We start from the raw sequence: 23,851 nt of genomic DNA, 5'->3' as shown, positions 1-23,851 counted from the left end.
TTCTTGCCTTTTTTTAAAATACTCGATTACCCAAACTGGCATTCAAATTATTAACTATAAATATATGAATTTCAATAATTTAATTGCAGAATAAAGGTAAATAAGTTTGAAGTTTTAATTATTTGGGGGATTTCTGGTTTTCAAAAAACTTATCAACATGGGTGTTAATTAGTAGTTGATGTTGGTGATTAGACCATTTTTTGTAGTCAATATACTATATACGCGCTGTCATTGTTCTATTTTTTGTAGCCAGAATTTTAGCTTTTTACGTATTATTTTGAAAAAGTAAGGATGCAGATTGTGTTTTTTCAATTGGTTGAATAACCATTTTTCTTTGATTAGAACAGATATTAATGGTGCCAATACCCTAAATTCTTGATGTTACTAGGCTTACCCCCCTCTATTTTGTTAGCCGAATTAATTTTTATTATTAATTGTTGGATTTTGAAAAGCGTCAACAATTTTTTATCAAACAGACCTTAATTTTTTTTGCAACGAAGTGGAAGTAAGATTCAGGATCTTCCTTCTTCTAGCAATAGGCCAGTATGTTTCTTTATTAATTTAAGAATAAGCGCAACCAAACCAAATGTAAGAAGTATAATTAGTTGGTAGGGAATAGCTTTAATTTCATAATCGACACCAACAGTAAGGTTACGTAACACATCAACAAAAACGAAGCCTATTGCGGTTGCCAGCCAACCAGAGTATTCGCGCCTGAGAACGCTAATAAAAGAAAAAGGAACAATCGGTTTTACAAAATTGGCAAATGCCGGAATAAAAGCAGGCACCTTAAGGGACCAGTCCAAATAGCGTTGTCCAAACTTTTTTTCAAGAAACCTTTCTTCGGCAAACATGATACGTTCGTAATAGAGCCAATACATAAGGCTAACCATTATTACAAAAGAAATATTCAACGTGTAAAGCACGATGCCAATCCACATAAAATAATTACCTAAATACAAAGGATGCCTGACCATAGAATAAATACCGGTGCTGTTGAGCGTTTCGGCTACTTGCTCCGCAGTATTTCTGCCTGATGTTCCTTTGGGAGTGGTGCCTATGGTATAGGCACGTATGTACGCGCCAAGTATACTTAAGCAAACAGCTACCATACTTATTATAGTTGCTTTAAGTGGAAAAATAGTTGCATAGGGTTGTAAATATACTGCCGGTAAGGCTAATATAAAAAGAATTAGGGGTAGGTAACTTCGATGTTTAAACAGCCAGTTACCCTCTGACTCCATTGAATGCAATAAGGCCATATGCTGTTTTATTAATCAGCTTTGAGCAAAGCAGGTTTGCGCCACCGAATAAGTGCAAATGATCCAAATAACAATAAGTTGAAAAACAAATCGCCCATAACAGTGTATCTGAAAAATGGTATTGCCTTGATGTAACATGTTGCAAGACCTGCCAGATTTTTTGAGTAATAATCATTAAGTAGCCATACACCAAAATTTGTTACAAAGAAAAAAATCAAAGAGCCAACTAGTGAAGCTACCATAATAGTTTGGCGCTGCTCGCGGCCTTTCAGTAAAAATCCCAAGGTGCTTATAAGCATAAGACTAGCATATACCGATACAGAAGGGGAATACCCCTTTGATATAAATAGTATCATATCGCTAATAAGCATTACAATAATGGGAATGGCAATTGCCCATCTGCGATCTTTTAAATAGCAACCACAAAATAAAGCAATAGCGGCAACCGGAGTAAAGTTTGGCCAATGTGGAATGAGGCGAGCAATGATTGCCAAACCAACTAAAATTAAAATTACAATATTACGTGCATTGAGTTTTAGAATCATAGGTGTATTTTTTTATGAGGTCAAATATAAAACAAATACCTATGACAATAGTTTTTAGAAAAAAAATAACAACAGCAGAAATTTGCAGCCAACTTGGTAGAAGGTTTGGTGCTTTTTTTTAATGATTTATTTCACAAGAAATAATCATGGGTTTGGTGGTTGTTTCAATTTACAATTTAATTATTTTTTGACTAAAAGTAGTGGTCAAATTTGTAACTGTTACCATATACAATCCCGGAGATAATGCAGCTATTTCTATCGGAAGTTGATGGTCTTGAATAACGGTTTGCAAAACCACCTGTCCGGTTAAATTTGTAATGGTGACAGTACTCCGCACATCCGTATTGCTTTTCACAAACAAAAAATCGCGTACCGGATTTGGATACAGTTGATGGTGTACTTCTGTCAATTCAGGTTTACCTGTAATTGCTGACAGCGAAATATCATCAAGCCTAGACGAAGAAGATCCATTGGCAAGCGTGCCGGCACTTTTAAATCCCAGGTAGTAATAGCCATCAACACTTACTGTAAATGGTGCTATATAATTAATCCAGTTTCCGGCTCCTAATGGTTGCGAAAAAATCAATTGTTTGTTTAAGGCTCCGCTAAAAGCGGTATCGGAAAGATGAACTTGAATTGGTGCAGCGTTCGAATCAAATTGATAGTTGAAATAGGATAAGGAATAATAGCTTGTGCTTTTTAAAAACAAACAACCCGAAAAAAGCCAATCCTCATCCGGCAAGCCCGTGGCAGGTCTGCGCATGCACCACAATCCGGTGTTTGCATCTATATTGCTGTTTGCATTGTTTACAGGCGCCCAGGTCGAAAAATCCTGATCCGTATCTTCCGATTTCCAATCACTGAATAAATCTATTGGCTCAAAACCTATGTTTAAAGCAAAGGATGATATATCCGGATTATTGTATTCAAATTTTACGGTATCATTTAACTGATTGCCATCTCCCATTACTTCCAAAAAAATGGTTGTGCGCTGTATACCATAAACGCTAAAATCAACCGGCTGAGTAAAGGTATACAATTTTTGTGCACCAGGAGCAATGGTATCATTTACATTTTCATGAGTGATGTTGCCATTATTTATCTGATATGAAATCTTATAATTGAAAATATCTGTAAAGCCATTGTTTTGTAAGGTTACAGCCATATAGGTTGCATTGGACAAGTCACATGCTTGTGTAGGATTATCAACCTTTAATATTTCAACATCGATGGTTGGTATTTCGGTCAGTTCGATATCATCAATTTGCCAGAAATAACCATAATCGCCCCGGTACAAAAACTTCAAATAAACAGCAGGTTGATTGGCAGCAACTGAACTAATATTTATACTTATCAAATTTGGATTAGTTGTAGCAGCATTGTTGGCCAAACCTGTTTCTGCATGATGAAATTCGATCCAGTTTATACTATCGTTGCTTAAAAGTAAAATTGCTTCAGCTCCTGCCAGGGTGTAATGGCGATAATGCTCTTCGAACGAAAGCATTACTGCTGCTTTGGCGCTGCAATCTATTGCCGGTGAAATTAATTCGGCCATCATAGCACCATTGTTGCCATAACTATCGTCATCTATTAGCGCCCAACCGTTTTGCGAACTACTCGATTGTAATGCATCGCTAACATAATTTGCAGGTCCTGTTTTAGTATGCTTCCATACCTCTCCATTGCCTGCGCTATCAGTTAACTGCCAGCCTGGTGGAATTGAATTTGCAAAATTCTCTGAATAAAAAGGCGCTAATTTGTTCGCATAAGGCCATGGCGAACTTAATCGATTTGTGCCAATTTTTGATTTGTTTATGTCAGGTTGTGCTGTTAAAAAATTAAATACCGAAAAACACAACATGAGAAGTGAAAAGTTTCTCATCGTTTTTATATATAGTTAAAAAAGTTGTGCAAAGCTAACGCTGTTGAGTTGCTCAGATTTATCAATCACCCAATAGTGCAATTTAATTTAGGCGAATTCCTCTTTTCTGTTTTGGGTAAAATGTCTTTTGTTGGGATAAAAAAATAGTAAGCAGTTTCTCACATAAATCTTACTGTTGTTAATTATAAATATGCAAAGTAACACCATCAAAATCGGCCCGGTAGCGTTGCAATGGCTGGGTAGCGACTCCGGAAAAAACATTGCCATCCGTAATTAAGTACTGCGACTTGCAGCAAGAATCTACAGCAATCACATTATCTTTGGTTACTTCTACAAGGCTGCAGTCATCGGTAGGGTCATAAGTACAGGCGCGGTCGTAGGCAATAAATTCATCCTGTGTACTTCGGTACACGATTATGCCTTTGTAGCCTCCGCTAAGGTAAATCCAGCCACCAATGATGTTTAAATTTATATAGGCAGGTTGCGAAGGATAGACATAAATATCTACATTTACATACGGAATTTGATTACGGTTACGTTTACACGAAACAGAACTTAAAAAAATAATTCCAAAGAAAATAAATAAAATCTTTCTCGCCATGATATTAAATTTCGAAACAAAAGTAGGCAAATATTTGAGGGTATTTGTAATGCTTGGAGCTTTAACATTTATAGGGTTTGGCCTTACCGGTTGCGAAAAAACGCAAGGTAACGCAACTATCGTCCGCGATTGCACAGGAACTTATTTAACCTTTAAGGGAGATGACTATTTAGTATGTAATTATGAGAAACTTGATGGTTTTGCTAGCGGATCTTTGGTAACAGCTACTTATAAATTGATTGATGAATGCAGCAATAATCAGGTTGTGTGTTTGATGTATCATGAACACAAAGGAATAATTCATGTGTCAAGAGTGAATTGATTACTGTTTCATTTGTCCCCATTGGGCTATTTGTGCATCATTCACTGCAAAGCCCTTCGACTTTGCTTCGGCTGCTTTAGCACTCGCGTTTGCAAAATCATTTTGCGAAGCATACACCAAGGCCATCATCCAGTAAACTTCGGGGTTTGGGCCATTTCGATTAAGGTATTGCCTTAGATAATTGAGGGATTTTTCTGGTTGCTTTAGTTCGAAATAGGTTTTTCCAAGATTCAGGTAGGCATCCTGAAAATCTGGATTGATTCGAATAGCTTGCTCATAATTTTGTATGGCAGTTGGGTAGTCACGTTTAATTGCATAGTAATTACCTCTGTTGCCATAAGCTTCAAACATTTCTTTCTTGTATTCTATAGCCTTATCAAAATCTTTTTTGCCTTCTTCAATGTTTCCTAAAACACAATAAACAATACCTCTATTAACCAAAGCCTGAGGCGAGTTGGGTTTTAGCTTTAAAGCATAGTTTAAGTTTTCCATTGCCTCTTGCGATTTTCCCTGCGTGCGGTAAATGTCGCCAAGTATAATATAGGGTTCCAGATAATCTTTTTTTAAGCGAATGGCTTCTTTCAAATCGGGTATTGCCTTTTCGAAATCATTTTTAGACTTGTACTCATTTCCACGATTGTTATAGGCAATAGGAACCTTAGAATCTTGCTTGATAACATCGCTCCAAAAAGTAATACTGTCTTTCCATACCTCGCATTGGGCGCGGGTTTTTACAATAAGCAGCAAAGCGCATACACATATTATTCCCAACGAAATGTTCTTGTTTAGCTTAAAACCTGCAATGCCCGAGGTGCCTAGTTGCATTAAGCCATACGCTATAAGCGCATACAAGCCAGCAGAGGCTACATAGGTATAGCGTTCCGAAAAAATGGTAGGGCCTATAGTATATAACATCAATACGAGCGCAACAGCTACCGTAAAAAAGCCGACACCAAAAAATATCCAACGGGTAAATTTTAAAGAATAAATAATAAGACCTGAAAGTATCAATACTACTGCAAATGCAATCATATATTCAATAGGCACGGCCTCATTGCCAACTACAGGGTACTGATAATATGTTTTTTGATTAATAGGAACTATTGATTTTACCAGATAATTGAGCAAATTGTGCGAAGCAAAATAGATGCGGCTCATGAGAGGATATGGTGCCGATTCCTGAGCATAGGGATCGGTAGTATCTTTGGTAACATTTACCGAAATTAATCCCATAATGATTGCAAGTACAACAAATGGAATTTTTTCAATTATCGCACGTGCATTAAACTCCCGCTTATAAAGAATATCGATAAGAATTAGCATAGGCACCAATGATACCGCCATAGTTTTGGAAAACACCGATAAAATAAAAAACAGAAATGCGAGGACTATCCATTTTAATTTAAAAGCCGACTGCACGTATTTGGTATAAAAAATAAGTGCCGAAAATAAAAACAAGGCGTACAGTAAATCTTTGCGTTCTGCCGCCCATGCTACCGATTCAACGTGAATGCTATGCACTCCAAAAATAAGAGCAGCAGCTGCGCTCAACCAAATATCATTAATAAGGAGGTAAATAAAAAAGCCAACTAATAAAGTAATTACTATGTGCATTGCCAGGCTTACTGCATGATAACCCGATGCATTCAGTCCAAAAAAATGATATTCGATAGCATAAGAAACTATTTGCAAAGGTTGATAGTTGGCAAAATAAACTTCGCTAAAAATACGCTTGATATTGGCAGCGCTTAATTCTTTAATGATTGGGTTTTCTATAATATAAGTTGGGTCGTCCCAGTTTGTAAAACCATTATCGAGACAAGGATAATAAGCAATTAGGGTAAACATCCCAATACCCAAAGCAATACCAATAATTAGCCATTTGTTTAGTTGATGGCCTCCACGTTTTACGAAAGTGCTTTCGGAGCTTCGTTTTACGGCCTTTTCGGTAGGTTGGTTTTTTTTTGTTTTATCAATCCGCATGAGTATAATTTATGCTTATGGGTGAGCGCAAGTAAAACATTTTGTGGCATATGTATATATTGAAAATACTTTTTTTACATTCGCACCCTTAAAATTTTAAACCATCATTAAAAAATGGCTAAAAAAACCGAAGATGTTTTGGATATAAATGAGAGTATCAATAAGGCTGAAACATTTATTGAGAATAACAAAAAGAGCCTGATTATAATTGTTATAGCCATAGTAGTAGTACTTGCTGGTTATCTAGCCTATACCAATTTCTGGCTCAAGCCACAGGAACTAAAGGCACAATCTGCCATTTTTCCGGCACAATTTCATTTTAAAAACGATAGTACTGACCTTGCCATTAATGGGAAGGGCACTACCATGGGCTTTAAGCAGATAGCTGCTGAATATGGAAGCACCAAGAGTGGTAACCTTGCGCATTACTATTTGGGTATGTGCTATATGAAAAAAGGGCAGTGGCAAGAAGCTATTGACGCACTAATGGATTATGATGCCGAAGATGATGTTACTGGTGCCTTGGCCTTAGGCGCAATAGGCGATGCCTATAGTGAGTTAGGAAACAAGGACGAAGCATTAAACTATTACAAGAAGGCTACTGCATGGGATAATAATTCTTTTACCGCACCTTACTTTTTGAAGAAACAAGGTTTTGCCTTTGAAAGCAAAGGTGATTTTAAATCGGCAGTTGATGTTTATACCAAAATCCAAACAGGATATAGCAAAAGTGATGAAGCACGTGATATTGAAAAATATATTACACGTGCCAACGCTAAAGCAGGCAACTAATATGCCTTTAAAACATAGTGAAGCCGCCTCAATTGAGGTGGCTTTTTTGTTAATTACTTTGTTACAATTGCTTGAAGGCGGTTCTTTACGTGCTTAAGTTGCACCGTAATTTTGAACATTTGCATGAGTGCATCACTAAACGATTAAAAATACAGGTCAATAGGCATTATGATTGGATTTTGGTACCGCATTACTAACATTGGCGTTTCCAACGAAATGATATTTACTGAAAAGCGAAAAATACGGACGCTTAACGCGCTCGCATTGATTTCACTTATCTTAAGTATATTTCATGGTGCTTTATTGTATTCCTACTTATTGCCTGAGGCCGGTATTCGCAAACTCATTATTCCTGCATTGTTTCCCTTTGGTTTTTCAATCGTATTTCTATTGCATCGTTACCGTCAGTACATTTTTGCCAGGTATTACTTTATCACTTTTTCAGCATTGCTTATCTTGATATTTTCGCTTAAGTTTGGCTATACCGGTATCGAATATTGCCTGCTACCTTTGCTTGTATTGTCATTTCTGTTCTTCGAAAAAGCCTTGAGCCTTACCTATTCAGTAATCACCATTGCACTTTGCTTTTTATTTGCAATGCGACAAAATGAGTTTAACGCCAATTTCTATCTGCTACGCGAAATGAATGATTTGTATTTGCCTTACATGCTGGCAGTGTTCATTTTGTTATCGGTCATAACCTACTTGTTTCGAAAAGAATTTCTCGACTACCAAAAATTATTGGAGGAAAGCAACAAATCATTGATTCAAAAAAATATACTGCTTGAAGAAAAAGAAAATGCATTGACCAGTGCTTTAAGCGACAAGGAATTTTTAATGAAAGAAATTCATCATCGCGTAAAAAACAATCTGGCTACCGTTTGTGGGTTAATAAACCTTGAATCGTATAATTACACGAATCCCGAAACAAAGCAAATTCTTGAAACTATTCGCAGCCGGATTAGTACCATTGGACTTATTCACGAAAATCTATACCGCTCGTCTGATATGCAAAGCATTAATCTGGAGGTTTATTTAGATGGATTGATACAAAGCCTTTACTACGGGTTGGGATTACAAACCAAAAATATCTTTATCGAAAAAAAATTAATTCCACTTCTGATTAACAGTGACAAAGCACAAAATATTGGTATGTTGGTGTGCGAACTGATAAGCAACAGTGTTAAGTATGCATTTATAAATCAGGATAACGGTAAAATTAGTATCGAGGTAGAACGCTTGCCCAATAAGGGTTTTGCGCTCAATATTAGCGATAATGGCAAAGGATTCGATAAAAACTTTGATTGGAAGAATACCGAGTCGCTTGGATTCCAGATAATTGATGCCCTATGTCAGAATCTTGATGCTGAACTATCGATAAGCGATAATCAGCGACATGGAGCGCGAGTTTGCATTCGATTTATTTAATCAGTTGTAAGGCATTTTTGTGGCGACATTGATTTACTTTTTTGCTGTTCAAAAAATGTTTACAATATTGTGATGTTCCACTTGTTTTCATTTACATTTGCAACGTATCATTCTTCACAAGTATTTTTATTTAAAGCACACACAAGCAAGATATGGGTTTATTCGACCTACTCACGCAGGAAATTGCCATAGACCTTGGCACAGCAAACACGTTAATTATTCACAACGATAAAGTAGTAGTAGACGAACCATCGATAGTAGCCATGGACCGCACCACCGGTAAAGTGCTTGCAGTAGGCAAACAAGCCATGATGATGCATGGCAAAACGCATGAAAATATAAAAACCGTACGTCCGTTAAAAGATGGCGTAATTGCAGACTTTGATGCAGCCGAGCACATGATTCGCGGGATGATAAAAATGATAAACCCCGGCAAACGATTATTTCAGCCTTCGCTGCGCATGGTAATTTGTATTCCTTCGGGAATTACCGAAGTTGAAAAACGTGCGGTGCGCGATAGTGCCGAACATGCTGGAGCCAAAGAGGTTTATCTGATTCACGAACCAATGGCGGCAGCTATTGGAATTGGCATTGATGTGGAAGAGCCTATGGGCAATATGATTATTGACATAGGTGGTGGTACCAGCGAGATTGCTGTAATTGCCCTGGGAGGAATTGTTTGCGATCAGTCGATACGTGTAGCTGGTGATGGCTTTACATCTGATATTTGGGATTATATGCGCAGGCAACATAATATATTGATTGGTGAACGTAGTGCCGAAAGAATTAAAATAGAAGTTGGTAGTGCATTGCCTGAATTAGACAATCCTCCCCCAGATTATGCCGTGCATGGTCGCGATCTTATGAATGGTATTCCTAAAGAAATTACGGTCTCTTACTCAGAGGTAGCGCATGCCCTCGATAAGTCAATCAGTAAAATAGAAGAGGCCATTTTGAAAGCTCTTGAAATGACACCTCCTGAACTGAGCGCTGATATATATCGTACAGGAATTTATCTTACCGGAGGCGGTGCATTGCTTCGCGGCTTGGATAAACGTATTAGTATGAAAACAAAATTGCCAGTACATGTGGCCGATGATCCGCTTCGCGCAGTAGTGCGTGGAACTGGCATAGCCTTAAAAAATATTGGCCGATATAAATTCCTAATCCCATAATTAGTTTCTTTACCATATTCTCAATTGATACATGCGCAATCTCTTCCAGTTACTCTGGAAAAATAATTTCCTGATACTTTTTCTTTTATTAGAAATTTTTTGCCTGTATGTAATAGTTCAAAACCAATTTTACCAGCGTGCAGTGGTAGTCAATTCTTCTAATAGTGTTGTGGCTAAAGGATTAGGTTACGTTAGTAACGTGCAGCAATATTTATACTTGAAAAAAAATAATGACTTGCTTCTTTCGGAACTCGAAATTTATCGCAATGCAGATATGCGCTCTTTTTACGATGTACGTTTTATTAAAAGCGAAGCAAACGATACCATGTATAAAAGGCAATACACCTATACCAGCGCCAGGGTAATAAATAATAGTGTAAACAAAGTTGCCAATTACATAACGCTCGACAAAGGCTCCATGCATGGTATAAAGCGCGATATGGGAGTAATTGGCGCAGCTGGCGTAGTAGGTGTGGTTAAGGAAGTTTCAAAAAATTATGCTACCGCAATTTCTTTATTGCACAAAGACTCTAAAATTAATGGGAAACTAAAACGCACGGGAGAGTTCGGACCTGTTCTGTGGGATGGTCAACCAGCCTATGCTTACCTGCGCGAAATTCCTACAAGTGCACGATTCAATAAAGGGGATACGGTGATTACAACTTCCTTCTCCTCCATTTTTCCAGAGGGCATAATGATTGGAACCATTGAAAGTGCCGAAATCCCTTCGGGAGAAGAAAGCTATAGTATCAAGATTAAATTGGCCACCAACTTTCATTCGGTATCGCATGTTTTAGTAATTGATAATAAATTCAAAGAAGAGCAAAAGTCGCTTGAATTTAAAACAGATTCGGTAAACAACAATGATTGAAGCTATTTACAATTTATTGCGTTTTATAATACTGGTAGTACTTCAGGTTGTATTATTGGATAATATCGAATTGAATTATTTTATCAATCCATATTTATACATATTGTTTATTTTGATGTTGCCATTGCGCTTGTCCCCGGCATTGTTTATGCTTATTGCTTTTGCTACAGGTATGTTGGTTGGTGCATTTAATAACACTGCCGGGTTGCATGCAGCTGCATGCACCTTTGTTGGTTTTATCAGACCTACGGTGCTTAAACTAGTTTCACCTCGCGAAGGATATGATTCTGATGCTACGCCTACCATTCGTGATTTAGGATTAAGTTGGTTTATGGCTTATGCTACCATTATGGTGACAGCGCATCACTTCGTTTTATTGTTCCTCGAAGTTTTCAGTTTTAACTCTTTTTTTACAACATTGCTTAGGGTTTTGCTAAGCACAACATTTACAATGATATTAATTTTGCTCTCGATATTTTTATTCTTTAAGTCGGCTAAAAAACGATGATCTATAATACTGGGCAACGCAATGTTATACTGGGAATTTTCATTGCCGTTATGTTCGTTTTCATTGCCAGACTCTTTTATATTCAGGTAATTGATGATGAGTATATGGCTTCGGCCAATAATAATGTATTGCGTTATGTTACCATATATCCTCCGCGAGGGGTTATCTACGACCGACATGGCCGCGTTATGGTGCACAACGAAGTGTTTTATGATCTTACCGTAGTGCCTCGGCAGGTAAAAGATATTGATACAAATGAGTTTTGTTCGCTACTGATGATGGATAAGGAAGAGTTTAGAAAAAGGATGGTTGCCGCACGTCAGTATTCAACTTACAAAGCATCTCTATTTGAAAAGCAAATATCGAAAGTGAATTTTGCCACCTTGCAGGAAAAGCTTTATAAGTTCCCCGGATTTTTTGTTCAGCCACGTACCTTGCGGTATTATCCCCGGCCGGTTGCTGCGCATTTGTTGGGATATGTTGGTGAAGTAGACGAACGTGTAATAAGCAAAAAGCCATACTATAGGTCGGGCGATTATATTGGTATTAGCGGGCTCGAAAGCAGCTACGAGGATGCACTTCGCGGAAAAAAAGGATTAAAGGTGGTAATGGTAGATGTGCACAATCGCGAAAAGGGTAGTTTTAAAAATGGAGCTTATGATAGCACTGCCTATACCGGAGAAAATCTTATTTTATCTCTTGATCTAGAATTGCAGGAATATGCAGAAAGATTGATGGCAAATAAGCTAGGCGGTATTGTTGCTATTGAACCCGGTACCGGAGAAATACTTGCCATTGTAAGTGCCCCTGCCTACGATCCTAATTTGTTAGTCGGAAGAGTTCGGGCTAACAACTACCGTTATTTACTTAACAATCCTATGAAACCTTTATTTAATAGAAGTACACAGGCATATTATCCGCCCGGAAGTACATTCAAATTAATTAACGGATTAATTGCTTGTGACAAGGGCCTAATGACACCAGATACGCGCTATCCATGCGCCTTTAGTGTGGGAAGTCATCATGTAAAATGTCATGGAAGTCATTCAGGTGCCGATTTTAGAAGAGCCATACAGTTTAGTTGCAATCCATATTTCTGTCGTGTATTTACTAACTATGTTGGCAACAGTGTTTTTGCCTCAACCGAAGAAGGATACAATGATTGGAGAGATGCCGTTCTCACATTTGGTGTTGGAAAAAAACTTGGTAGCGATATCCCACATGAACTTGCAGGTTTGGTGCCTTCATCTAAATACTATGATAAATATTTTGGAAAAGGAAAATGGAAACCTAACACGATATTTTCGTTAGGGATAGGGCAGGGTGAGTTAGGAATTACGCCATTACAAATGGCCAATATTATGTGCATTATTGCAAATAAAGGTTATTACTATGTACCACATGTGGTTAAGTTTATTGGAAAAAATAAAAACATACCAACTGAATTTACAAAGAAGAGGTATTGTAGCGTTAGTCCCGAACACTTTGTAGCGGTGCAAGACGGAATGCAACTTGTGGTAGAAGCCGGAACAGCACGTGTTGCTCGTATGGATAGCATTATCGTATGTGGTAAAACAGGGACAGCGCAAAATCCACATGGAAAAGACCACGCCTTGTTTTATGCATTTGCACCACGCGAAAATCCCAAAATAGCCATTGCAGTAATTGTTGAAAACAGCGGCTTTGGTGGCACATGGGCAGCACCAATAGCAAGTTTATTGTTAGAAAAATATTTGAATGATTCAATCACCCGGCCCGAACTTGAAAAGAAAATGTTGAATGCTGTAATATTGCCTCAGCCCAAAGATGCGACTGATAGTACTATAGTTAATGATTAATAAAAGCTAGTAAGGATGCGTCAACAGAAAAGTATTTTCGAAAACATTGACTGGTTAACGGTACTATTATACCTTGTGCTAGTGCTTTTTGGATGGATAAATATTTATGCTGCAGTTTATGACGAGCGCTATCATAGCATTTTCGATACCTCCATGCGCTATGGCAAGCAAATGCTTTGGATAGCATGTGCATTAATTATAGGGATGGTAATTCTTGTAATAGATGGAAAATTTTACGAAACTTTTGCCTTCCATATTTACGCTTTCTTTATCATGCTGCTGGTGGTAGTATTGGTTGTAGCCCGCGATGTTAATGGTGCAGTATCATGGATAGATATAGGTAGCTTTAAGTTGCAACCTTCTGAGTTTATGAAATTTGCCACGTGCCTTGCATTAGCAAAGTACTTAAGTTCGCCATACGTTCGTATGGTTGAAAATAAAACCAAAATATGGGTTGCCATCATTACCATGTTACCCATGGTGTTAATTCTGATGCAAAACGATACCGGGTCTGCGCTAGTTTATTTCTCATTTATTTTGTTTTATACCGTGCCGGACTTTCGCAAAATGTACTGTTGTTAGGCTTTGTGGTGGTGTTATTGTTTGTGTTGTCATTGATGTTACCCAAAATTGCACTTGCAATTGGAATAGTTGTCATTGCCATACTTGCAAGTTTAACAATGCGTAGAACCTGGGGCAATATGATTGCACTCGCAGGCATTGCAATATTGGCAATAGGCCTTGTATATAGTGTAGACTATGCCTACAATAATGCATTGCAAACACATCAGCGCGATCGTATCGAAATATTATTAGGCAAAAAAACCGACCCTAAGGGGGTTGGGTATAATCTTAATCAAAGCCTTATTGCTATTGGTTCAGGGGGATTATTTGGAAAAGGATTTTTGCAGGGAACTCAGACAAAGTATGACTTTGTGCCTGAGCAAGCAACCGATTTTATTTTTTGCACCATTGGCGAAGAGTGGGGTTTTCTTGGCTCTACAATTTTAGTTCTTGTATTTCTTGCATTCCTTATTCGAATATTAATTATTGCCGAACGGCAGAAGAATGATTTCGTACGTGTGTATGGATATGGTGTTGCCTCTATTATATTTTTTCATGTGTTTATCAATATTGGTATGACCATCGGGTTGCTCCCGGTAATCGGAATACCATTGCCTTTCTTTAGTTACGGAGGTAGTTCATTATGGTCTTTTACAATATTGATTTTTATTTTAATCAAACTAGATAGTTACCGCACGTTTGTTCTGCGATAGCTGAGTTATCCTTATTTCTAATAAGTATTTTTAATTCCGGCAGTTGCAATAGCTGCAAACATTTGCAGGTTCTTTTAGTCTTAAAAGGGGAATATTATTTTTGCTATACAGAGGAATTTTGCATAGCAAAATCCAAATTCAGATGCTGCCAGAATTCTCTAAACTTTGACAGCATCAGGTTTTTTTGATAAATAAACATTCCCTACCATTGCACCAACAATCATAATTATGCCAAGCAAAGCAACCAGGTTATAACTTTCGTTGAAAAAGAAAAAGCCATATACAAGTGCAAGCACAATTCCGCTATAGGTTATTATGCCGACCTTTGTAACCGAACTATTCTGTAGCGAGCGGGTCATATTTATTTGCCCTAATTGAGTGGTAATACCTATGCCCAATATAAAAATCACTTCATACATAGTTGGGGTTACAAAATTTGTAACCGTTCCTGCAAATCCGGTAATTGTTCCTATGGCCATAAAATAAAAAACAACAAGCATGGGATGTTCGCTTCCTTTCATTTGATTGATAAGTGTAAATACCAACCCCGATAAACATGCAGAGCACAAGCCCATAAGCAGGAAAATCGTATTTACACGATGATCATAACCTTTGATGATAAATACACCTGAGATAGCAGTTAGAAAACAGATACTTTGCCATAAGGTGATTTTTTGTTTCAAAAAAAGATAACCGATTATTAAACTAAATACCGGTGAGAGATATTGAATAGAAACTGCGGTGCCCAAAGGCATATGCTTTATCGAACCAATGTACATAAAAAGAGAAACGGTACCTACTATGCCACGCCCTACTAATAGCAGGTAATTGGTGCCTTTTAAATTTACTTTTTCGCGGTAAAGAACCACATAGCAAAATAGCATTGACAAAAGACACCTGAAAAATACAATCTCTGAAACTGGCAGTCGTTCTAATTTGCGTGCACAAATATTCATAAGCGAAAACCAAAACGTAGCAAGGAACATTTGCCAAACTGCGCTCCTGAAGAAATCACGTTTTAGTTGCATTTAAATTAACCCAAAAAGTTTGTTACAGCTTAAGTGCCTTTTCGTGGTAGTTTTAAAAATTGGGCTTTAGCATATATTTTTCATAGAACGCATCTATTTTCGCAACGCATTCCTCTGCAGTGTCAACTATGCGCACCAACGATAAATCTTCTTCGTTTATATTGCCTTCATTAATCATCTTCTGTTTTATCCAATCGAATAAGCCTTCCCAATAGTCTTTACCAACAAGTACAATAGGAAAGCGGCCAATTTTTTTTGTCTGAATTAATGTGAGCGATTCAAATAGTTCGTCCAATGTGCCAAAGCCTCCCGGCATTACCACAAAACCTTGAGCATATTTTATAAACATGAGTTTACGCACGAAGAAGTAATCAAATGTTATTAGCTTATCCTGATCTATATAGGGATTAGAGTACTGTTCAAAAGGTAGTTTAATATTTAGACCTACCGATTTGCCATCAGCTCTCTTTGCACCTTTATTTCCAGCTTCCATTATTCCGGGGCCTCCTCCGGTAATTACACCATAACCCTGCTTGCATAAGCGATAGGCAATTTCTTCGGCAAGGTTGTAATACATGGTGTCTGGCTTTGTACGTGCACTACCAAATATGGATACACAGGGGCCTATTTTGCTGAGCTTTTCGAAACCCTCTACAAACTCGGCCATCATCTTAAACATCCACCATGTATCTTGAGTTTTAATTTCCTGCCAGTCTTTTTCTACAAATGCCTTCCTTATTTTTTCTTCTTCTGAGGACATATATTTTTAAAATTGAGTTTATCTAAAAAAAATTACTTGGCAAATATATCAATACTAAGAGCCCGTTTCAGATTTATATTTTGAATTTATTATGAGCGAAATTTTTGACTAGCAAGGCAGGTTTTTGCAGGCCAAAGAGGCACACTGCAGCACAGGGCAATTGCCTTATGGTAATTGCCCCATACTCTTGGAATGCATAATGATAATCGGAAAATTTGTTTTAAGAAAACAAACAGTTAAATTTAAAGAGTCTTTAAAATGCCTATTGCCAAATAAGCTTTTTTATTTTGTAATAAATTAAAAGTTCCAGCATGATTGGTTGTTGAAAATCAGAAAAACTTCGCAAGAAGGGAATGTAGGTAATGCCCATCCTTAAAAAATTTAATTATGAATATTTTGCATGACTGCATTTGAGTTTATTAACAATTTGTTTGTTAATACTAGCCGAATTGGCTATCATTGCACTAAAGACTCACGGTCTCCAAAAAAATCTATAGTTTTAGTCTATTTAACGGCATTAATGTCCAGTTTAAGTTATTATAAATCAGCCATTTGGAAATTTGGCGCTGTTCTTAAGTTATTCGGAGTCTGCATTATTTTTCAAATTTTCTTCTTGCCCATAGATTTAGTAGGACATGAAATTTGTTCTGGAAATGGCAATTTGCCATTTAATATTACCTATCAACTTTCGGATTATAATGGTTTTGGAGTCAGTTGTAATAATGCTTCTGATGGCTCGGTTGACCTAACAGTGAACGGAGGAATCGCCCCCTACAGTTTCAATTGGAGTAATGGAAGCACAAATGAGGACATTAATAATCTCAGCGCAGGGGTATATAAGGTAATTATTACGGATGCTGTTTCAGATACGGATTCAATAGAAATAACCATTAATGAACCACCTGCATTAATTATTATAACAGATTCTATTATTAACCCACCTTGTTATGGAATTAGTAACGGGTCAATTTATATTTCTGTTGCAGGAGGGGTGGGGAATTATATATATAATTGGTCGGGAGGACAAACCACAGAAGATATTAATAATCTGGGAGCATTTGATTATACAATTACTATTACAGACGATAATGGATGTCAGGTTTCTGATCTTTACACCATAATTCAACCTTCCCTGTTAAATTTAATCGTTGATAGCATTAATAATCAAACTTGTGGACAAGCTAATTCAGGTAATATCTTTATCTCGGTTAGCGGTGGTGCAGCTCCTATGAATTATATCTGGAGTGATGGCAGTTCTGATAACGATAGAATCGGAATACCGCCTGGAACGTACTTTGTAACTGCTACAGATCAGAATGGTTGTTCCGATACTGCATGGGCAACTGTTTTAAATGTACCACCTCCAATCATTATATTGGATAGCCTTAGGAATGTGTCTTGCAATGCAATCAACGATGGGGCGATTTACTTATCTGTTGACAGTGGTTCGCCACCATTCAACTATTTATGGAGTAATGGCGCAACAGTTGAAAATATAACCAATTTAAGCTCAGGGTTATATACCATTACTGTTATTGATAGTCTAAGTTGTTTGAGCAGTTTGACATTTTCAATTTCAGAGCCGTCTCAATTATTCGTAGTAGCCGATTCGGTAATTAATTTACAATGCAATGGCAACAGCACCGGAGCCATTTATACGAGCATAATAGGAGGCACTGGTCCTTTTAGTTATAATTGGAGCAACGGAGCTACCATTGAAGATATTAGCGGACTAATTGCAACAACCTATTCGTTAACGGTTACAGATGCAAATGGATGCCTTGCCTATTTAAACAAGATTATAAGTCAGCCTTCAGCTTTACTTGCAGCAATTGGTAGCTTTTCTAACCCGGATTGCAATGGGTTTACAAACGGAAGTATTAACTTGAGCATCTCGGGTGGTTTTGCTCCATATCTATTTTTGTGGAGTAATGCCGCTAGTACACAAAACCTTGTTGGCCTTGCAGCCGGAACTTATACCGTTACCGTAACAGATGCGAATGGTTGCACCAAAACCGCTTCTCAAATATTAACACAGCCGTCCACATTTGATGTGATAATAAGCAACTTTACCAATGTTAGCTGCAATGGAGCTTCCAATGGAACAATCAACATCACTGCAAGCGGAGGAACTACGCCTTATGGATACGTTTGGAGTAATGGTTCAACTATCCAGAATCAAACAGGCCTAGTAGCCGGAACTTATACCGTTACCGTAACTGATGCGAATGGATGCACCAAAACCGCTTCTCAAATATTAACACAGCCGTCCACATTTGATGTGATAATAAGCAACTTTACCAATGTTGGCTGCAATGGAGCTTCCAATGGAACAATCAACATCACGGCACGCTGAGGAACTACACCTTATGGATACGTTTGGAGCAATGGTTCAACTATCCAGAATCAAACAGGGCTTGCAGCCGGAACATATACCGTTACCGTAACTGATGCGAGTGGTTGCACCCAAACTGCTTCTCAAACATTAACACAACCATCCACATTAAATGTAGTGGTTAGTAGCTTTACCAATGTTGGTTGCAATGGAGCATCCAATGGAACAATCAACATCACCGCAAGCGGAGGAACTACGCCTTATGGATACGTTTGGAGCAATGGTTCAACTATCCAGAATCAAACAGGGCTTGCAGCCGGAACATATACCGTTACCGTAACTGATGCGAATGGTTGCACCAAAACCTTGTCACAAACGGTGACACAACCATCCACATTGGATGTGATAATAAGTAACTTTACCAATGTTGGTTGCAATGGTGCTTCCAATGGAACAATCAACATCACCGCAAGCGGAGGAACTACACCTTATGGATACGTTTGGAGCAATGGTTCAACTATCCAGAATCAAACAGGGCTTGCAGCCGGAACATATACCGTTACCGTAACTGATGCGAATGGTTGCACCAAAACCGCTTCTCAAATATTAACACAGCCGTCCACATTTGATGTGATAATAAGCAACTTTACCAATGTTGGTTGCAATGGCGCTTCCAATGGAACAATCAACATCACCGCAAGCGGAGGAACTACACCTTATGGATACGTTTGGAGCAATGGTTCAACTATCCAGAATCAAACAGGCTTAGCAGCCGGAACTTATACCGTTACCGTAACTGATGCGAATGGTTGCACCCAAACCGTTGTCTCAAACAGTGACACAACCATCCACATTGGATGTGATAATAAGTAACTTCACCAATGTTGGTTGCAATGGTGCTTCCAATGGAACAATCAACATCACTGCAAGCGGAGGAACTACGCCTTATGGATACGTTTGGAGTAATGGTTCAACTATCCAGAATCAAACAGGCTTAGCAGCCGGAACTTATACCGTTACCGTAACTGATGCGAATGGTTGCACCAAAACCGTGTCACAAACGGTGACACAACCATCCACATTTGATGTGATAATAAGCAACTTTGCCAATGTTAGCTGCAATGGTGCTTCCAATGGAACAATCAACATCACCGCAAGCGGAGGAACAACCCCTTATGGATACGTTTGGAGCAATGGCTCAACCAATCAGAATCAAACAGGCCTTGCAGCCGGAACTTATACCGTTACCGTAACTGATGCGAATGGTTGCACCAAAACCGTGTCGCAAACGGTGACACAACCATCCACATTGAATGTAGTGGTTAGCAGCTTTACCAATGTTGGTTGCAATGGCGCTTCCAATGGAACAATCAACATCACCGCAAGCGGAGGAACTACACCTTATGGATACGTTTGGAGCAATGGTTCAACTATCCAGAATCAAACAGGCTTAGCAGCCGGAACTTATACCGTTACCGTAACTGATGCGAATGGTTGCACCCAATCTGCTTCTCAAACATTAACACAACCATCCACATTAAATGTAGTGGTTAGTAGCTTTACCAATGTTGGTTGCAATGGAGCATCCAATGGAACAATCAACATCACCGCAAGCGGAGGAACTACGCCTTATGGATACGTTTGGAGTAATGGTTCAACTATCCAGAATCAAACAGGCCTTGCAGCCGGAACATATACCGTTACCGTAACTGATGCGAATGGATGCACCAAAACCGTATCACAAACTGTGACACAACCAACTACAGTGAATGCAGTTGTTAGTAGCTTTACCAATGTTAGCTGCAATGGAGCATCCAATGGAACAATCAACATCACCGCAAGCGGAGGAACTACGCCTTATGGATACGTTTGGAGCAATGGTTCAACTATCCAGAATCAAACAGGGCTTGCAGCCGGAACATATACCGTTACCGTAACTGATGCGAATGGTTGCACCAAAACCTTGTCACAAACGGTGACACAACCATCCACATTGGATGTGATAATAAGTAACTTTACCAATGTTGGTTGCAATGGTGCTTCCAATGGAACAATCAACATCAATACAAGCGGAGGAACTACACCTTATGGTTACGTTTGGAGCAATGGTTCAACCAATCAGAATCAAACAGGCTTAGCAGCCGGAACTTATACCGTTACCGTAACTGATGCGAATGGTTGCACCAAAACCGTGTCGCAAACTGTGACACAACCATCCACATTGGATGTGATAATAAGTAACTTCACCAATGTTGGTTGCAATGGTGCTTCCAATGGAACAATCAACATCACTGCAAGCGGAGGAACTACGCCTTATGGATACGTTTGGAGTAATGGTTCAACCAATCAGAATCAAACAGGCCTTGCAGCCGGAACTTATACCGTTACCGTAACAGATGCGAATGGTTGCACCAAAACCGTGTCACAAACGGTGACACAACCATCCACATTGAATATAGTGGTTAGCAGCTTTATCAATGTTGGTTGCAATGGTGCTTCCAATGGAACAATCAACATCACTGCAAGCGGAGGAACTACGCCTTATGGATACGTTTGGAGTAATGGTTCAACCAATCAGAATCAAACAGGCCTTGCAGCCGGAACATATACCGTTACCGTAACTGATGCGAATGGTTGCACCAAAACCGTGTCGCAAACGGTGACACAACCATCTACATTGAATGTAGTGGTTAGCAGCTTTACCAATGTTAGCTGCAATGGTGCTTCCAATGGAACAATCAACATCAATACAAGCGGAGGAACTACACCTTATGGTTACGTTTGGAGTAATGGATCAACCACTCAGAATCAAACAGGGCTTGCAGCCGGAACATATACCGTTACCGTAACTGATGCGAATGGTTGCACCAAAACCTTGTCACAAACAGTAACACAACCATCCACATTGAATGTAGTGGTAAGTAACTTCACCAATGTTGGTTGCAATGGAGCATCCAATGGAATAATCAACATCAATACAAGCGGAGGAACTACACCTTATGGATACGTTTGGAGCAATGGCTCAACCAATCAGAATCAAACAAGCCTTGCAGCCGGAACATATACCGTTACCGTAACAGATGCGAATGGTTGCACCAAAACCGTGTCACAAACGGTGACACAACCATCCACATTGGATGTGATAATAAGTTAACTGATGCGAATGGTTGCACCAAAACCGTGTCACAAACGGTGACACAACCATCCACATTGGATGTGGTAATTAGTAACTTTACCAATGTTGGTTGCAATGGTGCATCCAATGGAACAATCAACATCAGCCTGCAAGCGGAGGAACTACGCCTTATGGATACGTTTGGAGTAATGGTTCAACTATCCAGAATCAAACAGGCTTAGCAGCCGGAACTTATACCGTTACCGTAACTGATGCGAATGGATGCACTGCAACCGAATCACAAACTGTGACACAACCAACTACAGTGAATGCAGTTGTTAACAGCTTTACCAACATTGGTTGCAATGGAGGAACTACCGGAACAATCAGCATAACGACCACCGGAGGCACTACCCCCCCCCCCCCCCCCGCCCCCCCCCCCGAGTCCTTACAGTTATTTGTGGAACAATAGTTCAACGCTACAAGACCAAACAGGTCTTGCAGTTGGTACCTATACAGTCACGGTAACTGATGTGAATGGATGCACTGCAACTGTATCCCAAACTTTGACCGGTGCGGCAGGATTAAGTGTAGCGGTAAGCAGCTTTACCAACATTGCTTGCAATGGAGGAGCCACGGGAACCATCAGCATAACGACCAACGGAGGAAGTACCCCTTACAGTTATTTATGGAACAATAGTTCAACGCCTGCAAGACCAAACAAAAGGTCTTGCAGCCGGAACCTATACAGTCACGGTAACTGATGTGAATGGATGCACTGCAACCGTGTCCCAAACTTTGACCGGTGCGGCAGGATTAAGTGTAGCGGTAAGCAGCTTTACCAACATTGCTTGCAATGGAGGAACTACGGGAACAATCAGCATAACGACCACCGGAGGCACTACCCCCTTACAGTTATTTATGGAACAATAGTTCAACGTTGCAAGACCAAACAGGTCTTGCAGTTGGAACCTTTACAGTCACGGTAACTGATGTGAATGGATGCACTGCAACCGTGTCCCAAACTTTGACCGGTGCGGCAGGATTAAGTGTAGCGGTAAGCAGCTTTACCAACATTGCTTGCAATGGAGGAGCTACCGGAGCTATCAGCATAACAACCACTGGAGGCACTACCCCTTACAGTTATTTATGGAACAATAGTTCAACGCTGCAAGACCAAACAGGTCTTGCAGCCGGAACCTATACAGTCACGGTAACTGATGTGAATGGATGCACTGCAACCGTGTCCCAAACTTTGACCGGTGCGGCAGGATTAAGTGCAGCGGTAAGCAGCTTTACCAACATTGGTTGTAATGGAGGAACTACCGGAACAATCAGCATAACGACCACTGGAGGCACTACCCCTTACAGTTATTTATGGAACAATAGTTCAACGCTACAAGACCAAACAGGTCTTGCAGTTGGTACCTATACAGTCACGGTAACTGATGTGAATGGATGCACTGCAACCGTGTCCCAAACTTTGACCGGTGCGGCAGGATTAAGTGTAGCGGTAAGCAGCTTTACCAACATTGCTTGCAATGGAGGAACTACCGGAACAATCAGTATAACGACCACTGGAGGCACTACCCCTTACAGTTATTTATGGAACAATAGTTCAACGCTGCAAGACCAAACAGGTCTTGCAGTTGGTACCTATACAGTCACGGTAACTGATGTGAATGGATGCACTGCAACCGTGTCCCAAACTTTGACCGGTGCGGCAGTATTAAGTGTTGCGGTAAGCAGCTTTACCAACATTGCTTGCAATGGTGGAGCCACGGGAACCATCAGCATAACGACCAACGGAGGAAGTACCCCTTACAGTTATTTATGGAACAATAGTTCAACGCTGCAAGACCAAACAGGTCTTGCAGCCGGAACCTATACAGTCACGGTAACTGATGTGAATGGATGCACTGCAACCGTGTCCCAAACTTTGACCGGTGCGGCAGGATTAAGTGTAGCGGTAAGCAGCTTTACCAACATTGCTTGCAATGGAGGAGCCACGGGAACCATCAGCATAACGACCACTGGAGGCACTACCCCCTTACAGTTATTTATGGAACAATAGTTCAACGCTGCAAGACCAAACAGGTCTTGCAGCCGGAACCTATACAGTCACGGTA

The 23,851-nt window shown here is 39.4% G+C and carries 21 protein-coding genes and 1 pseudogene; 15 read left to right on the top strand and 7 right to left on the bottom strand.

Translation table 11 applies throughout. The annotated features are described in order from the left end of the window. Nucleotides 1-512: 512 nt before the first annotated feature. The 4 genes from IPO27_01045 to IPO27_01030 all read right to left on the bottom strand — a co-directional run bounded on the left by IPO27_01045 (nucleotide 513) and on the right by IPO27_01030 (nucleotide 4,290). Nucleotides 513-1,262: a DUF1295 domain-containing protein gene (locus IPO27_01045; GenBank protein ID MBK8845196.1), complete on the bottom strand. Its 750-nt coding sequence runs from the start codon at nucleotides 1,260-1,262 to the stop codon at nucleotides 513-515. Nucleotides 1,263-1,273: 11 nt separating this feature from the next. Continuing rightward, on the bottom strand, nucleotides 1,274-1,807 hold the full coding sequence (locus tag IPO27_01040) for a hypothetical protein (protein MBK8845195.1): 534 nt from the start codon (nucleotides 1,805-1,807) through the stop codon (nucleotides 1,274-1,276). Nucleotides 1,808-1,976: 169 nt separating this feature from the next. Beyond that, nucleotides 1,977-3,689, bottom strand: a complete 1,713-nt coding sequence (locus IPO27_01035; GenBank protein ID MBK8845194.1) for a T9SS type A sorting domain-containing protein — start codon at nucleotides 3,687-3,689, stop codon at nucleotides 1,977-1,979. 178 nt (nucleotides 3,690-3,867) lie between these two features. Beyond that, nucleotides 3,868-4,290: a hypothetical protein gene (locus IPO27_01030; GenBank protein ID MBK8845193.1), complete on the bottom strand. Its 423-nt coding sequence runs from the start codon at nucleotides 4,288-4,290 to the stop codon at nucleotides 3,868-3,870. Here IPO27_01030 and IPO27_01025 point away from each other — a divergent pair. Continuing rightward, entirely contained in the window at nucleotides 4,289-4,612 is a 324-nt protein-coding gene (locus IPO27_01025) for a hypothetical protein (GenBank protein ID MBK8845192.1), read from the top strand. The two genes, IPO27_01030 and IPO27_01025, sit on opposite strands and share 2 nt — an antisense overlap. Here IPO27_01025 and IPO27_01020 read toward each other — a convergent pair whose 3' ends face one another. Next, nucleotides 4,613-6,595: a tetratricopeptide repeat protein gene (locus tag IPO27_01020; GenBank protein ID MBK8845191.1), complete on the bottom strand. Its 1,983-nt coding sequence runs from the start codon at nucleotides 6,593-6,595 to the stop codon at nucleotides 4,613-4,615. It abuts the gene before it with no gap. Between the two features lie 114 nt (nucleotides 6,596-6,709). Between IPO27_01020 and IPO27_01015 the strand changes: the two genes are divergently transcribed. The 7 genes and pseudogenes from IPO27_01015 to rodA all read left to right on the top strand — a co-directional run bounded on the left by IPO27_01015 (nucleotide 6,710) and on the right by rodA (nucleotide 14,484). Then, entirely contained in the window at nucleotides 6,710-7,387 is a 678-nt protein-coding gene (locus IPO27_01015; GenBank protein ID MBK8845190.1) for a tetratricopeptide repeat protein, read from the top strand. Between the two features lie 168 nt (nucleotides 7,388-7,555). Further along, the gene (locus IPO27_01010; GenBank protein ID MBK8845189.1) at nucleotides 7,556-8,815 is read left to right on the top strand and encodes a sensor histidine kinase; all 1,260 of its coding nucleotides are present in this window, start codon (nucleotides 7,556-7,558) and stop codon (nucleotides 8,813-8,815) included. Between the two features lie 152 nt (nucleotides 8,816-8,967). Then, nucleotides 8,968-9,990 carry a rod shape-determining protein gene (locus tag IPO27_01005; GenBank protein MBK8845188.1) on the top strand — a complete coding sequence of 341 codons (1,023 nt, stop codon included), beginning with the start codon at nucleotides 8,968-8,970 and terminating at the stop codon, nucleotides 9,988-9,990. Nucleotides 9,991-10,021: 31 nt separating this feature from the next. After that, a complete protein-coding gene (mreC, locus tag IPO27_01000; GenBank protein MBK8845187.1) occupies nucleotides 10,022-10,861 on the top strand; it encodes a rod shape-determining protein MreC in 840 nt (279 codons plus the stop codon). Then, on the top strand, nucleotides 10,854-11,369 hold the full coding sequence (locus IPO27_00995; GenBank protein ID MBK8845186.1) for a rod shape-determining protein MreD: 516 nt from the start codon (nucleotides 10,854-10,856) through the stop codon (nucleotides 11,367-11,369). Before mreC ends, IPO27_00995 begins: the two co-directional genes overlap by 8 nt. Beyond that, complete coding sequence (gene mrdA, locus IPO27_00990) at nucleotides 11,366-13,207, top strand: penicillin-binding protein 2 (GenBank protein MBK8845185.1); 1,842 nt, start codon at nucleotides 11,366-11,368, stop codon at nucleotides 13,205-13,207. Before IPO27_00995 ends, mrdA begins: the two co-directional genes overlap by 4 nt. 15 nt (nucleotides 13,208-13,222) lie before the next feature. After that, nucleotides 13,223-14,484, top strand: a pseudogene (gene rodA / locus IPO27_00985) (rod shape-determining protein RodA). 158 nt (nucleotides 14,485-14,642) lie between these two features. On the opposite strand, the gene IPO27_00980 reads toward rodA, so the two are convergent. Beyond that, the gene (locus IPO27_00980) at nucleotides 14,643-15,512 is read right to left on the bottom strand and encodes a DMT family transporter (protein ID MBK8845184.1); all 870 of its coding nucleotides are present in this window, start codon (nucleotides 15,510-15,512) and stop codon (nucleotides 14,643-14,645) included. 52 nt (nucleotides 15,513-15,564) lie between these two features. After that, nucleotides 15,565-16,272 (bottom strand): TIGR00730 family Rossman fold protein, encoded by a 708-nt coding sequence (locus IPO27_00975; GenBank protein MBK8845183.1) that lies wholly within the window; start codon nucleotides 16,270-16,272, stop codon nucleotides 15,565-15,567. Between the two features lie 613 nt (nucleotides 16,273-16,885). On the opposite strand from IPO27_00975, the gene IPO27_00970 reads away from it, so the two are divergent. The 7 genes from IPO27_00970 to IPO27_00940 all read left to right on the top strand — a co-directional run bounded on the left by IPO27_00970 (nucleotide 16,886) and on the right by IPO27_00940 (nucleotide 23,796). Further along, nucleotides 16,886-18,628 (top strand): SprB repeat-containing protein, encoded by a 1,743-nt coding sequence (locus IPO27_00970; GenBank protein ID MBK8845182.1) that lies wholly within the window; start codon nucleotides 16,886-16,888, stop codon nucleotides 18,626-18,628. A gap of 156 nt (nucleotides 18,629-18,784) precedes the next feature. Next, nucleotides 18,785-19,480 (top strand): SprB repeat-containing protein, encoded by a 696-nt coding sequence (locus tag IPO27_00965; protein MBK8845181.1) that lies wholly within the window; start codon nucleotides 18,785-18,787, stop codon nucleotides 19,478-19,480. Continuing rightward, nucleotides 19,443-21,761 (top strand): SprB repeat-containing protein, encoded by a 2,319-nt coding sequence (locus tag IPO27_00960; protein ID MBK8845180.1) that lies wholly within the window; start codon nucleotides 19,443-19,445, stop codon nucleotides 21,759-21,761. Before IPO27_00965 ends, IPO27_00960 begins: the two co-directional genes overlap by 38 nt. Before the next feature lie 91 nt (nucleotides 21,762-21,852). Beyond that, entirely contained in the window at nucleotides 21,853-22,194 is a 342-nt protein-coding gene (locus IPO27_00955; protein MBK8845179.1) for a hypothetical protein, read from the top strand. Next, entirely contained in the window at nucleotides 22,181-22,486 is a 306-nt protein-coding gene (locus tag IPO27_00950) for a SprB repeat-containing protein (GenBank protein ID MBK8845178.1), read from the top strand. The genes IPO27_00955 and IPO27_00950 overlap by 14 nt, the downstream gene beginning before the upstream one ends. A gap of 1 nt (nucleotide 22,487) precedes the next feature. After that, the gene (locus IPO27_00945) at nucleotides 22,488-22,655 is read left to right on the top strand and encodes a hypothetical protein (protein MBK8845177.1); all 168 of its coding nucleotides are present in this window, start codon (nucleotides 22,488-22,490) and stop codon (nucleotides 22,653-22,655) included. A gap of 7 nt (nucleotides 22,656-22,662) precedes the next feature. Then, nucleotides 22,663-23,796, top strand: coding sequence for a SprB repeat-containing protein (locus IPO27_00940; GenBank protein MBK8845176.1), 1,134 nt, complete (start codon nucleotides 22,663-22,665; stop codon nucleotides 23,794-23,796). Nucleotides 23,797-23,851: the final 55 nt, after the last annotated feature.

Source organism: Bacteroidota bacterium (assembly GCA_016714535.1).
In the GTDB taxonomy this organism is placed as follows: Bacteria; Bacteroidota; Bacteroidia; order AKYH767-A; family OLB10; genus JADKFV01.
The sequence above is the reverse complement of the archived record's forward strand: the minus strand, read 5'-3'. Positions and strand labels throughout refer to the sequence as shown.

Excerpts from the sequence above, each read along its gene's own strand:
- IPO27_01045 (MBK8845196.1), bottom strand. The coding sequence starts at position 1,262 with ATGGCCTTATTGCATTCAATGGAGTCAGAGGGTAACTGGCTGTTTAAA.
- IPO27_01040 (MBK8845195.1), bottom strand. The coding sequence starts at position 1,807 with ATGATTCTAAAACTCAATGCACGTAATATTGTAATTTTAATTTTAGTT.
- IPO27_01035 (MBK8845194.1), bottom strand. The coding sequence starts at position 3,689 with ATGAGAAACTTTTCACTTCTCATGTTGTGTTTTTCGGTATTTAATTTT.
- IPO27_01025 (MBK8845192.1), top strand. The coding sequence starts at position 4,289 with ATGATATTAAATTTCGAAACAAAAGTAGGCAAATATTTGAGGGTATTT.
- IPO27_01030 (MBK8845193.1), bottom strand. The coding sequence starts at position 4,290 with ATGGCGAGAAAGATTTTATTTATTTTCTTTGGAATTATTTTTTTAAGT.
- IPO27_01020 (MBK8845191.1), bottom strand. The coding sequence starts at position 6,595 with ATGCGGATTGATAAAACAAAAAAAAACCAACCTACCGAAAAGGCCGTA.
- IPO27_01015 (MBK8845190.1), top strand. The coding sequence starts at position 6,710 with ATGGCTAAAAAAACCGAAGATGTTTTGGATATAAATGAGAGTATCAAT.
- IPO27_01010 (MBK8845189.1), top strand. The coding sequence starts at position 7,556 with ATGATTGGATTTTGGTACCGCATTACTAACATTGGCGTTTCCAACGAA.
- IPO27_01005 (MBK8845188.1), top strand. The coding sequence starts at position 8,968 with ATGGGTTTATTCGACCTACTCACGCAGGAAATTGCCATAGACCTTGGC.
- mreC (MBK8845187.1), top strand. The coding sequence starts at position 10,022 with ATGCGCAATCTCTTCCAGTTACTCTGGAAAAATAATTTCCTGATACTT.
- IPO27_00995 (MBK8845186.1), top strand. The coding sequence starts at position 10,854 with ATGATTGAAGCTATTTACAATTTATTGCGTTTTATAATACTGGTAGTA.
- mrdA (MBK8845185.1), top strand. The coding sequence starts at position 11,366 with ATGATCTATAATACTGGGCAACGCAATGTTATACTGGGAATTTTCATT.
- IPO27_00980 (MBK8845184.1), bottom strand. The coding sequence starts at position 15,512 with ATGCAACTAAAACGTGATTTCTTCAGGAGCGCAGTTTGGCAAATGTTC.
- IPO27_00975 (MBK8845183.1), bottom strand. The coding sequence starts at position 16,272 with ATGTCCTCAGAAGAAGAAAAAATAAGGAAGGCATTTGTAGAAAAAGAC.